The 15,188-nt window shown below is 56.1% G+C and carries 16 protein-coding genes; 12 read left to right on the forward strand and 4 right to left on the reverse strand.

What is annotated here, in order from left to right; genetic code table 11:
- Positions 1 to 38: 38 nt before the first annotated feature.
- The 3 genes from galP to BH714_RS24155 form a co-directional block, all read right to left on the reverse strand.
- Positions 39 to 1,436: a galactose/proton symporter gene (gene galP, locus BH714_RS21055; RefSeq protein ID WP_014171560.1), complete on the reverse strand. Its 1,398-nt coding sequence runs from the start codon at positions 1,434 to 1,436 to the stop codon at positions 39 to 41.
- Positions 1,437 to 1,803: 367 nt separating this feature from the next.
- The gene (gene metK / locus BH714_RS21060) at positions 1,804 to 2,958 is read right to left on the reverse strand and encodes a methionine adenosyltransferase (protein ID WP_014171559.1); all 1,155 of its coding nucleotides are present in this window, start codon (positions 2,956 to 2,958) and stop codon (positions 1,804 to 1,806) included.
- Positions 2,959 to 3,105: 147 nt separating this feature from the next.
- Positions 3,106 to 3,288 carry a hypothetical protein gene (locus tag BH714_RS24155; RefSeq protein WP_025203262.1) on the reverse strand — a complete coding sequence of 61 codons (183 nt, stop codon included), beginning with the start codon at positions 3,286 to 3,288 and terminating at the stop codon, positions 3,106 to 3,108.
- Positions 3,289 to 3,382: 94 nt separating this feature from the next.
- Here BH714_RS24155 and BH714_RS24535 point away from each other — a divergent pair, with 94 nt between their 5' ends.
- The 4 genes from BH714_RS24535 (at position 3,383) to speB (ending at position 6,866) form a co-directional block, all read left to right on the forward strand.
- Entirely contained in the window at positions 3,383 to 3,526 is a 144-nt protein-coding gene (locus BH714_RS24535; RefSeq protein ID WP_418251688.1) for a hypothetical protein, read from the forward strand.
- Between the two features lie 94 nt (positions 3,527 to 3,620).
- Positions 3,621 to 3,752, forward strand: a complete 132-nt coding sequence (gene yqgB, locus BH714_RS23910; RefSeq protein WP_071605459.1) for an acid stress response protein YqgB — start codon at positions 3,621 to 3,623, stop codon at positions 3,750 to 3,752.
- Positions 3,753 to 3,760: 8 nt separating this feature from the next.
- Complete coding sequence (speA, locus tag BH714_RS21070; protein ID WP_020883700.1) at positions 3,761 to 5,737, forward strand: biosynthetic arginine decarboxylase; 1,977 nt, start codon at positions 3,761 to 3,763, stop codon at positions 5,735 to 5,737.
- A 208-nt stretch (positions 5,738 to 5,945) separates the two neighbouring features.
- Positions 5,946 to 6,866 (forward strand): agmatinase, encoded by a 921-nt coding sequence (gene speB, locus BH714_RS21075; protein ID WP_014071686.1) that lies wholly within the window; start codon positions 5,946 to 5,948, stop codon positions 6,864 to 6,866.
- A gap of 3 nt (positions 6,867 to 6,869) precedes the next feature.
- Here the strand turns inward: speB and BH714_RS21080 are convergent, their stop codons facing one another.
- Positions 6,870 to 8,081 (reverse strand): MFS transporter, encoded by a 1,212-nt coding sequence (locus BH714_RS21080; RefSeq protein WP_040018851.1) that lies wholly within the window; start codon positions 8,079 to 8,081, stop codon positions 6,870 to 6,872.
- A 417-nt stretch (positions 8,082 to 8,498) separates the two neighbouring features.
- Here BH714_RS21080 and BH714_RS21085 point away from each other — a divergent pair, with 417 nt between their 5' ends.
- The 8 genes from BH714_RS21085 to BH714_RS21120 all read left to right on the forward strand — a co-directional run bounded on the left by BH714_RS21085 (position 8,499) and on the right by BH714_RS21120 (position 15,181).
- Entirely contained in the window at positions 8,499 to 8,822 is a 324-nt protein-coding gene (locus BH714_RS21085; RefSeq protein ID WP_013098654.1) for a Rieske (2Fe-2S) protein, read from the forward strand.
- Positions 8,819 to 9,127, forward strand: coding sequence for a recombinase-like helix-turn-helix domain-containing protein (locus tag BH714_RS21090; protein ID WP_014171555.1), 309 nt, complete (start codon positions 8,819 to 8,821; stop codon positions 9,125 to 9,127). The genes BH714_RS21085 and BH714_RS21090 overlap by 4 nt, the downstream gene beginning before the upstream one ends.
- 10 nt (positions 9,128 to 9,137) lie before the next feature.
- Positions 9,138 to 10,160 carry an aromatic ring-hydroxylating oxygenase subunit alpha gene (locus tag BH714_RS21095; RefSeq protein ID WP_040018852.1) on the forward strand — a complete coding sequence of 341 codons (1,023 nt, stop codon included), beginning with the start codon at positions 9,138 to 9,140 and terminating at the stop codon, positions 10,158 to 10,160.
- Entirely contained in the window at positions 10,160 to 10,909 is a 750-nt protein-coding gene (locus BH714_RS21100) for an SDR family oxidoreductase (protein ID WP_020883704.1), read from the forward strand. Before BH714_RS21095 ends, BH714_RS21100 begins: the two co-directional genes overlap by 1 nt.
- 12 nt (positions 10,910 to 10,921) lie before the next feature.
- Entirely contained in the window at positions 10,922 to 11,710 is a 789-nt protein-coding gene (locus BH714_RS21105; RefSeq protein ID WP_020883705.1) for an IclR family transcriptional regulator, read from the forward strand.
- A gap of 78 nt (positions 11,711 to 11,788) precedes the next feature.
- Complete coding sequence (locus tag BH714_RS21110; protein ID WP_040018853.1) at positions 11,789 to 12,715, forward strand: VOC family protein; 927 nt, start codon at positions 11,789 to 11,791, stop codon at positions 12,713 to 12,715.
- A complete protein-coding gene (locus BH714_RS21115; RefSeq protein WP_040018854.1) occupies positions 12,712 to 13,899 on the forward strand; it encodes an NAD(P)/FAD-dependent oxidoreductase in 1,188 nt (395 codons plus the stop codon). Before BH714_RS21110 ends, BH714_RS21115 begins: the two co-directional genes overlap by 4 nt.
- 25 nt (positions 13,900 to 13,924) lie before the next feature.
- On the forward strand, positions 13,925 to 15,181 hold the full coding sequence (locus tag BH714_RS21120; RefSeq protein ID WP_040018855.1) for an MFS transporter: 1,257 nt from the start codon (positions 13,925 to 13,927) through the stop codon (positions 15,179 to 15,181).
- The last annotated feature ends 7 nt before the right edge of the window (positions 15,182 to 15,188 follow it).

The raw sequence follows: 15,188 nt of genomic DNA on the forward strand, positions 1-15,188 counted from the left end.
GAAGCGGGGAGGTGCAAGAGGCACCTCCCGCCAGAGAATTAGTCGTGTGCGCCAATCTCGCGCAGTGGACGACCCTTCATCAGGTTACGTTCAATATGTTCCAGTGACACGTGTTTGGTTTCAGGAACCAGCCACAGCGTCAGAACAATAAAGAAGATGTTCAGGCCGGAGTAGACCCAGAAGGTGTTCGCGTTGCCCAGCGTATTGAGCATGGTCAGGAACGTCGCACCCACAATCATGTTGGCAATCCAGTTGGTCGCGGTGGAGCAGGTGATACCGAAATCACGCCCTTTCAACGGCTGGATTTCAGAGCACAGCACCCAAATCAGCGGACCGGCGCTCATCGCAAACCCGACGATAAACATCAGCAGCATCCCCACAGCGAAATACTGGGCGGTTGGAGAGTGAATCCCCACGTGCATCATCGTGCCGAGAACACCCATACCGGCGGCCATCACCAGGAAGCCCAGCGTCAGGGTTGGCTTACGGCCCCAGCGGTCCACCAGACCGATAGCGATAAAGGTCGCCAGAACGTTGGTCAACCCAACGATGACGGTCCCCCACATCTGCTCGGTGGTATTGGTATACCCCGCCAGTTCAAAGATTTTTGGTGCGTAGTACATGATGACGTTCATCCCGGTGAACTGCTGCATCACCTGCAGGAGCACGCCCAGGAATACCGCACGACGGAAGTTGCTGTTCTCTTTAAACAGCGCCCAGCCTGACTGTTTTACCTTCAGGCTCTCGCGGATCTCTTCCAGTTCGTTTTTGGCTTCCGCGCTGGTATCGCGCAGTCGCAGCAGCACGCGCTCGGCATCGACGAAACGACGCTTCGCTGCAAACCAGCGTGGGCTGTCCGGCAGGAAGAAAACGCCAATCAGCAGCAGAATGGCAGGGATAATGATCACGCCAAGCATCCAGCGCCATGCGCCGCTGTAGCTGAACGCGGTATCGGAAAGGTAAGCTCCGAGGATGCCGATGGTAATCATCAGCTGGTACATCGAAATCATACTGCCACGGATTTTCTCGGGTGCGATTTCAGAGAGATAGAGTGGGGCGGTATACGATGCCACACCCACGGCCAGACCAAGCAGCACGCGAGAAAGCAGCAATACCTCAACGTTTGGAGCCGCTGCTGAGAAGAGCGAACCTGCAACAAACAGGATTGCACCGATCATCAGGCTCTTTTTGCGGCCCAGCCTGAAAGAGAGCCAGCCGCTGCCCACGGCACCCACGGCCGCACCAAACATCATGGAACTTACTACCCACTCCTGGGTGTGAGCGCTTATCTGGAACTCTTCAGTGATAAAGGGTAACGCACCGGCAATCACGCCAATGTCCAGGCCAAAAAGTAATCCTGCCAGGGCGGCGAGGAAGCAGACGAAAAATGTCATCGCCTTATTGGACGTACGCCCCTGTTTTTTATTGTCAGGCATTATGCCCTCCAGTTGGGTTATCAGTTTTATCGATGTTAAGGGTAAGTGAGCAACCCGTATAAATATGTGAGATAAATCACATTGGTGTAATCGGTTACACTGGTGTGCAACCGTAAATAAAATTAAAGCTTTGAAAATATAGAGGTAAATTAGTTGATGCGCATCGCGTTTGAATGAATTTCAGACTTAACTGAAAGGAAATGTAACAGCATAAGACATGCGATCATGCAAAGAGATTATTCTGAAAGCGAGGTATATCGGGTGGGGTGTAATCGGTTTCACGCAAAGCGCAATGTCAGGCTCTCTGGCTGACAAAAGCAAAAGGCCAGCACGGGGCTGGCCTTTTTTAACATTTGCTGTCAGTCGATTATTTCAGACCGGCAGCTTCACGCAGCAGAGCGGCTTTGTCGGTTTTTTCCCATGGGAAATGTTCACGACCAAAGTGACCGTATGCAGCGGTTTCTTTGTAGATTGGGTGCAGCAGATCCAGCATCTGAATCAGACCGTATGGGCGCAGGTCGAAGAACTCGCGCACCAGCAGCGTCAGTTGCTCGGATGGCACTTTCTCGGTACCAAAGGTTTCAACCATGATGGAGGTCGGTTCAGCCACGCCGATAGCGTAGGAAACCTGAATCTCACAGCGGTCAGCCAGGCCAGCAGCAACGATGTTTTTCGCAACATAACGCGCAGCGTACGCAGCAGAACGGTCAACTTTAGACGGGTCTTTACCGGAGAAGGCACCGCCACCGTGACGCGCCATGCCGCCGTAGGTATCAACGATGATTTTACGGCCGGTCAGACCGCAGTCACCCATTGGGCCGCCGATAACAAAGCGTCCGGTTGGGTTGATGAAGTATTTGGTTGCGGAGCTCAGCCATTCAGTTGGCAGAACCGGCTTGATGATCTCTTCCATCACTGCTTCCTGCAGGGATTTCTGGTCGATCTCTTCGGAATGCTGAGTAGACAGAACGACCGCGTCAATACCGACGATTTTGCCGTCGTCGTACTGGAAGGTCACCTGGCTTTTCGCATCAGGACGCAGCCACGGCAGGGTGCCATTCTTGCGCACTTCAGCCTGACGCTGCACCAGACGGTGTGCGTAGGTCACTGGCGCTGGCATCAGCACGTCAGTTTCGTTGGTTGCATAACCAAACATCAGGCCCTGGTCGCCCGCGCCCTGTTCCAGCGGATCGGCACGGTCAACGCCCTGGTTGATGTCCGGAGACTGTTTGCCAATTGCGCTCAGTACCGCGCAAGAGTTGGCATCAAAGCCCATATCAGAATGGACATAACCGATCTCACGAACCGTGTTACGGGTGATCTCTTCGATATCCACCCATGCGCTGGTGGTGATCTCACCGCCAACCAGAACCATGCCGGTTTTGACGTAGGTTTCACACGCGACGCGCGCTTTTGGATCCTGCGTCAGGATCGCATCAAGCACCGCATCGGAGATTTGGTCAGCAATTTTATCTGGATGTCCTTCTGATACGGACTCGGACGTAAACAGGTGTTTTGCCATGTTTTATTTCACCTAAAAGGAATTTGTTTAGCTCAAGCTGCTGTGTGGAATAGCCAAAGGAGATAATTCTACCAAGGCCTGCAGGTTAATGACACTGGCAGTCTGAGTGTTAATCAGTATGGATGGATTAACATCTGGATGGCTATTTTAGGTCAGTTCTTCGCCCGATTTCCAGTTTTTTTTGACTAACCTCTCACTGAGTTGAATTCGCTGCTGGAAATTTTTCCTGACGGCGCTGGCAACCCGCGCATTTATCTTTTGCAATTTACCCCTGTTCTCGGTATAAAACGCGGCGCGCGGCTCATACCAATAAGCGCTCGATGAACTCATCGTGTCGCCACTTCCAGCCGGGTTAAGCAGTGAACTTTTAGCTTTGGCTTGTGGTCCGTTTCAGCAGGAGCGGCCGTGGAGGTGATACGAGATAATGAACCAGTGTTTTCCGCTAATTCAGCGCAGCCGTTCTGGCGCGTATTTGATTCCCGCAACCCGCATTACTAATCTGCAAACCTGCCGATGTTATACCCATCTCGGGGCTTCTCAGGATTCCAGGGCCGGTCACGCTTTGTGAAAACTGAACAAGGGCGCTCTTGTTAAGACAAGAGTTTTCTCGTGGTTTCGCCGAACGTTGTCATAATTAAGTTCGGACACGTGTTTACAATGATATGAATATGAAACCGGTCGCACGGTCTGGTTTTCAGCATAGTCTGCTGGGAAATGGATCCGTTTATGGGTTGTTATCGCCGTATAACGCTGCGATAGTAGTCAACTGTTTTACACTTAATACAAAGAGTTGAGGTTCGCTATGTCTGACGACATGTCTTCGCTTTCGCCTTCGTCAGCGGGCGAACAGGGTGTACTACGTTCCATGCAGGAGGTTGCGATGAGCTCCCAGGAAGCCAGCAAGATGCTGCGCACTTACAATATTGCCTGGTGGGGCAATAACTACTACGACGTCAACGAACTGGGCCATATCAGCGTTTGCCCGGATCCTGACGTTCCTGAAGCGCGCGTGGATCTCGCCAAACTGGTGAAAGCACGCGAGGCGCAGGGCCAGCGTTTGCCTGCACTGTTCTGCTTCCCGCAGATCCTGCAACATCGTCTGCGTTCCATTAACGCCGCGTTTAAACGCGCGCGTGAATCTTACGGCTATAAAGGCGATTACTTCCTGGTTTACCCTATCAAGGTGAACCAGCACCGCCGCGTGATTGAATCATTGATCCACTCCGGTGAACCGCTGGGCCTGGAAGCGGGTTCCAAAGCGGAGCTGATGGCCGTGCTGGCACATGCTGGCATGACCCGTTCGGTGATTGTCTGTAACGGTTATAAAGACCGTGAATACATTCGTCTGGCGCTGATTGGCGAAAAGATGGGCCACAAGGTCTATCTGGTAATCGAGAAGATGACAGAGATCGCTATCGTGCTGGAAGAGGCAGAGCGTCTGAACGTTATCCCGCGTCTGGGCGTGCGTGCGCGTCTGGCGTCGCAGGGTTCCGGTAAGTGGCAGTCCTCAGGCGGCGAAAAATCCAAATTTGGTCTCGCGGCGACCCAGGTTCTGCAGCTGGTTGAGATTCTGCGTGAGCGTGGTCGTCTGGACAGCATTCAGCTGTTGCACTTCCACCTCGGCTCGCAGATGGCCAACATTCGCGACATCGCCACCGGCGTACGCGAATCAGCACGTTTTTACGTTGAGCTGCACAAGCTTGGCGTAAACATTCAGTGCTTCGACGTGGGCGGTGGTCTGGGCGTGGATTATGAAGGTACCCGCTCGCAGTCCGACTGCTCCGTGAACTACGGCCTGAACGAATATGCCAATAACATCATCTGGGCGATTGGCGATGCCTGTGAAGAGCACGGCCTGCCGCACCCAACGGTGATCACCGAGTCTGGTCGCGCGGTTACTGCACACCACACCGTGCTGGTATCGAACATTATCGGCGTTGAACGCAGTGAAATTTCCGAGGTAACCCCACCGGCTGAGGACGCGCCTCGTGCGCTGCAAAGCATGTGGGAGACCTGGCAGGAGATGCACGAGCCGGGTACCCGCCGTTCGCTGCGCGAGTGGCTGCACGACAGCCAGATGGACCTGCATGATATTCATGTGGGGTATTCATCGGGCACGTTCAGCCTGCAGGAACGCGCATGGGCAGAGCAGCTTTATCTGAACATGTGCCACGACGTACAGCAGCAGCTGGACCCGAGCAACCGTGCTCACCGTCCGATTATTGACGAACTGCAGGAGCGCATGGCGGACAAAATGTACGTCAACTTCTCGCTGTTCCAGTCGATGCCGGATGCCTGGGGTATCGATCAGCTGTTCCCGGTTCTGCCGCTGGAAGGGCTGAACCACGCCCCGGAACGTCGTGCGGTGCTGCTGGACATCACCTGCGACTCCGACGGTGCTATCGATCACTACGTCGACGGCGACGGTATTGCGACCACGATGCCTATGCCAGAGTACGATCCGGAGAACCCGCCGATGCTGGGCTTCTTCATGGTTGGTGCCTATCAGGAGATCCTCGGCAACATGCATAACCTGTTCGGTGACACCGAAGCGGTTGACGTGTTTGTCTTCCCTGACGGCAGCGTGGAAGTTGAGCTGTCCGACGAAGGGGACACCGTGGCGGATATGCTCGAATACGTTCAGCTGGATCCGAAAAAGCTGCTGACCCAGTTCCGTGACCAGGTGAAGAATACCGGTCTGGACGACGCGCTGCAGCAGCAGTTCCTGGAAGAGTTTGAAGCGGGTCTTTACGGATACACCTATCTGGAAGACGAGTAAGTAAACCTGCCTCTCTCTGTTGGAGAGGGGCGTCGTGAGGGCAAGGGGCAATACCCTCGCCTATACTCACTTGAACCCGTATGAATTAGCGGCGATAATTCGCCCCAATAAGCGATTTACAAATCAATCCCTTCCTCGTCGGGTTTAACGACGCGGAGGGGATTTTTTTCATCTGTTTTTAATGTATCGACTTTAAAGAGGTCAGGACATGAGCACTTTAGGCCATCAGTACGATAACTCTCTGGTATCTAACGCGTTTGGTTTTTTACGTCTCCCGATGAACTTCCAGCCGTACGACAGTGACGCTGACTGGGTGATCACCGGCGTGCCGTTTGATATGGCCACGTCAGGCCGTGCTGGTGGCCGTCATGGTCCGGCAGCTATTCGTCAGGTCTCCACTAACCTGGCCTGGGAGCACAACCGCTTCCCGTGGAACTTCGACATGCGCGAGCGCCTGAACGTGGTTGACTGCGGTGACCTGGTGTACGCCTTTGGCGACGCGCGCGAGATGAGTGAAAAACTGCAGGCCCATGCCGAAAAACTGCTGGCTGCCGGTAAACGCATGCTCTCTTTCGGGGGTGACCACTTCGTCACGCTGCCGCTGCTGCGTGCTCACGCGAAGCATTTCGGTAAGATGGCGCTGGTGCATTTTGATGCCCATACCGACACCTACGCGAACGGCTGTGAATTCGACCATGGCACCATGTTCTTCACCGCGCCAAACGAAGGTCTGATCGATCCAAACCACTCTGTGCAGATCGGTATCCGTACCGAGTTTGATAAAGACAATGGCTTCACCGTGCTGGATGCCGGCCAGGTGAACGATCGCGGCGTGGATGACATCATCGCTCAGGTAAAACAGATTGTCGGCGATATGCCGGTTTACCTGACCTTCGATATCGACTGTCTGGATCCGGCGTTTGCCCCGGGCACCGGCACGCCGGTGATCGGCGGCCTGACCTCTGACCGCGCCATCAAACTGGTGCGCGGCCTGAAGGATCTGAACATCGTGGGTATGGACGTGGTGGAAGTGGCTCCGGCTTACGACCAGTCAGAGATCACTGCTCTGGCAGCGGCCACCCTCGCGCTGGAAATGCTCTACATCCAGGCCGCGAAAAAAGGCGAATAAGCCTTACGCCCGGATTGCTGCTGCGCGACGCATGCGCAGCAGCAACATGCCTCCTGCCAGCAGGGTGATAACCTGCGAGACGACCAGCACCGAAAAACCGGAGCTGACTGAACCCACCGATTTCATCACCATCCCCATCAGCAGCGGAATAAACGCCGCGCAAATATTCCCAATCCCGTTGATGATCCCGTAGGCACTGCCAACGGCTTCCCGCGCCGCATGATGCTGGATAACCGCCGGAATGGCTGCCCCCTGAAGTCCCCAGAAAATATTGGCCGAGAGCATAAACAGCGCCAGCCAACCGGGCTGGTGGCTCAGCATCAGCATGACGACGGAACTCGCCGTTAAGATCCCGCCCACCACAAACAGCAGCGGTGCCTGGTCCGGGCGCATTTTGTCGAGCAGCACACCGCCCAGAAACTTTGAGCCAAGACTCAGCAGGAAGGGGATAGCCGCGAGAAAGCCGGTCGCGTGCAGGGAGAAGTGGTGTTCATCGCGCAGCCAGGCCGGAAGCCAGGCGCTGCTGCCCCAGAGATAACTCAGCGTGGCGATTTCAACCAGCAGGATCCAGCCCAGAAGCGGCGTCTGCCAGGCAAGCGTAAAGGTCTGCACAAACCCGGACGTTCGGCGCTTTTCCGAATGTTGAGGGGCCGGCAGGAAACGCCAGATTAACCCCCCACCCAGCGCCAGATTGATCGCCGCGAGGGCATAAAATGAGCCCGCCCAGCCAAGGTGTGCCATCAGCCAGGTGATCAGCGGAAAGCCTACCGCCAGCCCCAGTGAAACGCCCAGCGCGGTAACGGCGTTGGGCTTGCCAATCTCCCCGGCGCTAAAGTTATCGCTGATAAAGCGTGTTTTCAGTGAAAAGAGTGGGCCTTCGGCAATGCCTAAAATCAGGCGGGCGATAAGCATGCCCATCAGCGACCCCAGCAGTGGCGAGATGGCGCAGACCACGGCCCATATCGCAATGCTGATTAACAATCCCTGTCGATAATGTAATTTGCTTTCGATAACTGGGGTCAATAGTAAAGCGGAAAAACCATAACCCAGCAAAAAGCAGGTCATGAGCATTCCTTGTAACATTCTGTTTTCATTTAGCTGAAAATGTTCGGCAAATCCAGGGTTTAAAATCATCACCGAGATATTTACGCGGTCAACGTAGGAAATAATAATGAGCACCAGAAGTGCCAACGTGCCTTGCCATCTTGCCGTCATTTAATCCGCCTTAATCGTGCTGTCTGTTTATATTTTTTATGAACGTTATTGTCACGTAACTAAAATGATTAACCTGTGAAACTCATTGTTTTAATGAGATAAATTAAATTAAAGTTTCACAGGTGAAACACCAGAGGTATGCGCGCATATAATTTTTAAGGAATAAAAATAAAAGAAGTCAATCTCTATTTTAAAAAATAAAAGATCATCAAAAAAATGTATTCATTCACGCCTGAATAATGAAAATTTCATATCGCTGCATTTTTTCGTGATCGCTTGCACACTTAGCTAATTAAACCTCTACTGATTAACAAATTCGTCACATTCGCGCTTGACGAAACATTCTTCGCTTTTATATTGACCGTATTAAATAAGAAACAGAGTTTCATATATGAAACAAAAGCCTGGAGGATCGTGATGAGCTGGATAGGCGTATGTGACGCAGAACAAGTACAGGAAGATTTCCCTTTTAGCGGTAACGTCGAGGGCAAAGAGATCGGCGTTTATTTGATTGATGGCGAATATTACGCGCTGGAAGACGTATGCCCGCACGCTTACGCGCTGCTGAGTCAGGGTTTTGTCGAGGACGGTAAAGTGGAATGTCCGCTGCATGAGGCGGTTTTCGATGTCAAAACCGGCCAGTGCCTGCACGGCCCCGGCGGACGTAACCTCAATCGTTACCCGGTTCGGGTATTTGAAAACCAGATCCAGATTACCTTCGTCGAGGAGACAGTGGCATGAGCGAAAGTCTGAACTTCAACCCGGCGCTGCCGGAAAGCCGTCAGTTTACCCCTCCGGCTGAGGGCGGTAACGGCGCCATCCATAAGCCCGGTGATTACCAGAACCTGATCTGGCAGACCCGCAGCCGCGTACCGGAAAACTGGGAAATCACGCTTATCTCCACGCTGGAAGACCTTTTCGAACAGGGCGCGGAAACCGTGCCGGAACTGGTCAACGGGCTGAACGCGGTACGTATGCACGATCAGCAGGGCGAGCCATGGAGCGATGCCAGCTTCCAGGCTTTCTTACAGGTTAACGGCTACTGAGGGCAATGCGATGACGACTACCGTACAAAACTATCTTGATAAAGGTCTGCGCGGCCTCTGGTACCCGGTGCTGGCGAGCTGGGAAGTTCAGTCTGCGCCCGTGGGGATCACCCGTCTGGGCGAACAGATTGTGGTCTGGCGCAACAAAGATGGCCAGGTGCAGGCGCTGGAAGATCGCTGTCCGCACCGTGGCGCGCGTCTGTCGATGGGCTGGAATCTGGGCGATCGTATCGCCTGCTGGTATCACGGCGTGGAAGTGGCGGGCAACGGCGAAGTGAAGGATGTGCCTGCAGTGGACAAATGTCCGCTGGTCGGCCAGCAGTGTGTGCGCAGTTACAACGTGCAGGAAGTGCACGGGGCCATCTTCCTCTGGTTTGGCGTTACCGCCGATCAGCAACCCGACGAACTGAGCTTCCCGGACGAACTGGCTGACACTGACGCCTACAGCAATTTTCTCTGCACCGCCGCGTGGAAATGCAATTACCAGTACGCACTGGAAAACGTGATGGACCCGATGCACGGCACCTATCTGCACTCTTCGTCGCACTCCATGGCTGAAGGGGATCGCAAAGCGGATATGGTTCTGCAGCCAACGAAAACCGGGTTTATCTTCGAGAAAAAAGGCCAGAGCGGCGTCAACTTCGACTGGGTTGAGCTGGGCAACAGCGGCACCTACTGGATGCGTTTGTCCATTCCTTATAAGAAGTGTTTCGGGCCGGGCGGTCACTTCTTCATTGTTGGCATGGTGGTGCCGGAAGATAACGATAACTGCCGCGTCTTCTTCTGGCGTATCCGCCGCGTGCAGGGCTGGCAGCGCGATATGTGGCGTTTCATGTACCGTAACCGTCTGGAAAAACTGCACTGGGAAGTCCTTGAGCAGGACCGCGTGGTGCTGGAGAGCATGGCGCCAGATGCACGGGAACACGAATACCTTTACCAGCATGATGTGGGCCTCTCGCGCCTGCGCCGCATGATGCAAAAAGCGGCGAAAGAGCAGCTGGCGGCGCGTGAAGCTCAGCAGGGAGCCGCCTGATGAATGGGCTGCTGAACGGGAAACGCATCGTGGTGACCGGTGCCGCGCGTGGGCTGGGCTTTCATTTCGCGAAAGCCTGCGCAGAGCAGGGCGCGGCGGTGGTGATGTGCGACATCCTTCAGGGCGAACTGGCTGAAAGCGCGCATGGCTTAAGTGAGAAGGGCTATGCGATTGAATCACACGTTATCGATCTGGCCGATCCGCTCTCCATTTCGCGGGTGTTCAGCGCCATTGGCGAACAGGGACCGATCGACGGTCTGGTCAATAACGCGGCGATGGCGACCGGGGTCGGCGGCAAGGACATGCTTGATTACGATCCGGATCTGTGGGACCGGGTGATGAGCGTTAACGTCAAAGGCACCTGGCTGGTTACCCGGGATGCGGTACCGCTGCTGCGCGAAGGGGCAGCCATTGTCAATGTGGCTTCCGATACCGCGCTGTGGGGCGCGCCGCGCCTGATGGCCTACGTAGCCAGCAAGGGCGCCGTGATTGCCATGACCCGTTCAATGGCACGTGAGCTGGGTGAAAAACGCATTCGTATTAACGCCATCGCCCCGGGCTTAACCCGCGTCGAAGCGACGGAATATGTCCCTGCAGAGCGGCATCAGCTTTACGAAAACGGCCGGGCGCTCACCGGGGCGCAGCAGCCGGAAGACGTCACCGGCAGCGTGGTCTGGCTGTTAAGCGATCTGTCGCGGTTTATCACCGGACAGCTGATTCCGGTCAACGGCGGTTTTGTCTTTAACTGAGGTAAAGCAAATATGGCAAGCGATCACGAAGTGAAGTACCTGGTGCCCGGGCTGGAGCGAGGCTTACAGCTGCTGCTGGCCTTTGGCGAGCAGCACCGTGAACTGACCTTTGCCGAGCTGCACAGGCTGGTCGATATGCCGAAAGCCACCGCCTACCGCGTGGTACAAACGCTGGAATACATGGGTTTTCTGGAGCGCAACACGCGAACCAATACCTTCTCACTTGGCATGAACGTCCTGCGTCTGGGCTTTGAATACATCGCCTCACTGGATGTGGCGCAGGTCGGTCAGCCGGTCATCGAGCAGCTGCGTGACGTCAGCCAGTGCAGCAGTCATCTGGCGATCCGCGACGGGCGCGACATCATCTATATCGCCCGCGTCAGTGCCGCCGGTTCTCGCATCAATCAGGTGAGCATTGGTACCCGTTTGCCGGTGCACTGTACGTCGCTGGGACGCATGCTGCTGACTGATATTTCGCGAGCCGATTTCGAACAGCTGTTCCCGCACGAACGTCTGCCGGGCAACACGCCGGGCCAGATCCACGACCGTGAAGCGTTGTGGCAGATGGTGCAGCAGGACAAAGCACGCGGCTATGTGATCGGCGAATCCTTCTTCCGTCATGGCATCTCCTCCATCGTTTATCCGGTGTATGACCGCAGCGGAAGGGTGGCAGCCGTGGTGAGCATTCTGGTGCCTTCGGAGGAGATCCCGCAGACCGATCGCGAGCGCCTGCAAAACGATGTCCGCATGGCGGCGGATAAAATTTCTGGCTTCTTAGGGTATTTGTCACAGGCCAGTTAAATCATCAGGTTAACGCCAGGCGCTTCATTGCGTCGGGCATGTTTTACGCCCAATCTGGGCCAGACGAGGCAACGAACGATGTGTATAACCGGAATTGAAAAGCTGGAATTTGGCGTCGAAAACCTGACGCACTGCGCCAAATTTATGCGTGATTTTGGCCTGACGGGCGATGCCAGCGGCCAGCGTTTTACTACCCTGAGCGGCGCGCGTGTGGAGCTTAATCCTGTCGACAGCCCTGACCTGCCGCCAGCGTTTGAAGCAGGAAATACGTTGCGCCGGATGACCTGGGCAGTCGCCACCCGGGACGATCTGGAGGCGCTGCGCCCGAAGCTTGAGAAGCAGCCCGGTTTTCGTGAGGTGGGCGACGCGCTGGAGTGCCGCGATCCGAACGGCATGACCCTGCGCGTACAGGTCAGCCATCAGGTGCCGGTGGAGCTGAACGTCGAGCCGATTAACCAGTGGGGCGATGCCCGCCGTATCGACACGCCAAGCCCGGTCTACGATCGCGCCCAGCCTATTAACGTGGGCCACGTGGTGTTCTTCGTGGAGGAGCTGGCGGCGGTGGAGACGTTCTACCGTGAGGTGCTTGGGTTCCAGGTGTCTGACCGCTACATCAACCGTGCGGTGTTCCTGCGCTGTGGCGTGCGCGGCGGGCATCACAACCTGTTCCTTCTTCAACTGCCTAACCGTAAGCGGGGGCTGAACCACGTGGCCTTTACCGTACGCGACATTCACGAGGTGATCGGCGGTGGGATAGCGATGAACAAAAACGCCTGGAGCACCTTTATTGGCCCGGGGCGTCATCCGGTCTCCTCGGCCTATTTCTGGTACGTCAACAGCCCAACCGGCGGGGCGTTTGAATACTACACCAACGATGATTACCTCACCGAAAACTGGCAGCCGCGCGAGCTGGAACATTCGCTGGTGTCGTTCACCGAGTGGGCGGTAGAGGGTGGGATTGACCACGACACTCGCCGTCAGCAGAAAAAGCCGGAGGCGGTATGACCTCGCGCATTGTCATTATTGGCGGCGGTCAGGCAGGTGGCTGGGCGGCGAAAACCCTGCGTGACGAAGGCTTCGACGGCGAGATTTGCGTCGTGGCGGAAGAGGCGTGGGATTTCTACGAACGCCCGCCGCTGTCCAAGGCTGCGTTACTGGAGCCGGACGCGCCGCTACCGCGTCTCTTTCCTGAAGCGGCGCAACAGGCATTGAACCTGATATGGTGCCGGCCGGTGCGCGCGGAATCTCTCGATCGTCACGCGAAAACGGTGCGCTTAAGCAACGGTGAATATCTTAGTTACAACATTCTATTAATCGCTACCGGTGGTCGGGCGCGTCTGCCGGGCGACGCATGGGCGGCCCACCCGCAGGTCTATACCCTGCGCCACTGGCAGGACGCACAGCGGCTGAAGGCGCGCCTGGCAGAGAGTCAAAACCTGGCGATTATCGGCGGAGGCTGGATTGGCCTGGAGATTGCGGCCTCCGCGCGTAAATGTGGCGTCGCCGTGACGCTGTTTGAGCAGCAGCCCGCGCTGTGCATGCGTTCGGTGAGCGCCGAGGTATCGCAGCAGCTGGAAACACTTCACCGCGAACAGGGCGTGGATATCCGCACCGGCTGCGGAGCGCTGGAGCTGGAAGATAACAATGGTCTGCCGGTCATTTACTGTGACGGCAAGCGTGAAACCTTTGATGCCGTGGTCGTCGGGATCGGTGTTGATCTCAATCTCGAGCTGGCACGTGATGCGGGTCTGCAGACTGAGCGCGGGATCGTGGTGGACGCTCAGGGGCGAACGTCGGATCCGTTTATTTTTGCTGCCGGTGATGTGGCCCAGCACCATCACTATGGGCTGTGTATTCAGTCGTGGGCCTTTGCCCAGAATCAGGCGGTTGCCACGGCAAAGGCGATGCTCAATCCCGATGCCCCCGGCTATGACGACGCGCCGTGGCTGTGGTCGGATCAATACCAGCACAACATTCAGATCCTCGGTATTCCGCAGGCCGGCTGCACAACCCTTGCCCGGGATAATGCGCTGTTTTTCTCACTGGATGAAAACGGACGGCTGACCCAGCTGGTGGCGTTCAACGATGCGCGTACCGTCAAGCTGGCGAAGCGCTGGATGGCTGCCGGAAGGGATCTGTCCGATGTGCCGCTGGCTGACCCGACTTTTTCACTGATGTCATTGCGATAGCTAACCCGCACCCGTAGGGGGAGACATGACCACATTTGAGACTAACACCGCGCCGGTTGAGGCAAGCGGTGAGGGCACCCGCACGCCCGAAAAAGCGGTGCGCTGGGCCATTCCGCTGTCATTGCTGGCCTGCGTACTGCTGGCATTTTTCGACAAAATCAGCATTGCGGCGCTCTTTTCCGACAGCCATTTCCAGCAGGCGATGGGCATTGATTTTGACACCACGCGCCTCGGTATTCTGATGAGCGCCTTCCTGCTGAGCTACGGCTTCTCATCGGTCTTTTTAAGCGGACTGGGGGACAAGATTGCACCGCTTCGCCTGCTCACCGGCATGATGGTGGTGTGGTGCGTGCTGATGGTGGCCATGGGGTTTACCCATAACTACACGGTCATGATCGTCCTGCGCATTTTGCTGGGCGTGGCAGAAGGGCCGCTGTTTCCGCTGGCGTTTGCCATTGTGCGGCATAACTTCCCGCAGCATCTGCAGGCGCGAGCCACCATGTTGTGGCTGCTGGGTACCCCGGTAGGCGCGGCGATTGGCTTCCCTCTTTCTATCTGGCTGCTGAATGCCTTCGGCTGGCAGAGCACCTTCTTTGTGATGGCGATGCTCACCGTGCCGGTGCTGGTGTTCGTGCGCATCGGTCTGCGCGGGATCCGTCTGGGTGCCAAACCGGCTGCGGATCGCGAATCACAGGATGAACGACGTGCCGCGCGGCGCGAGCTGTTTGTCAGCCCGCACTTCTGGATTATCTGCATCTTTAACATCGCGTTTCTCACCTACCTGTGGGGAATCAATGGCTGGCTGCCGGGTTACCTGATTAAAGGGAAAGGCATTCATCTTGAACACGCGGGCTGGCTGTCGTCGATGCCGTTTATTGCCATGCTGGCGGGTGAGGTGATTGGCGCATGGCTTTCTGACCGGGTCGATAAACGCGCGGCGGCCTGCTTTATCTCGATGGCTGGCGCGGGGTTAGGCCTGACGGCGGTCATGCATCTTGATACCCCGCTGGCCGTTATCGCGGCGATGAGCTTTAGCACCTTTATGTGGGGCACCGGTGCGCCGAACATTTTCGCACTGCTGGCGAAGGCTACCCATCCCCGGGTGAGCGCGACGGCGGGCGGTATTTTCAACGGGCTGGGAAACTTTGCGGGCGCGCTGTCGCCGGCGGTGATGGGCGCGTTGATCGCCTTCACCCACAGCATGGATTCCGGGCTGATTTTTCTGGCGGTGATGGCGGCGGTGGGCTGCGTCCTGTTACTGCCGCTGCTGAGACGTTACTGAGGAGAGT

The organism is Enterobacter ludwigii, assembly GCF_001750725.1.
GTDB lineage: Bacteria > Pseudomonadota > Gammaproteobacteria > Enterobacterales > Enterobacteriaceae > Enterobacter > Enterobacter ludwigii.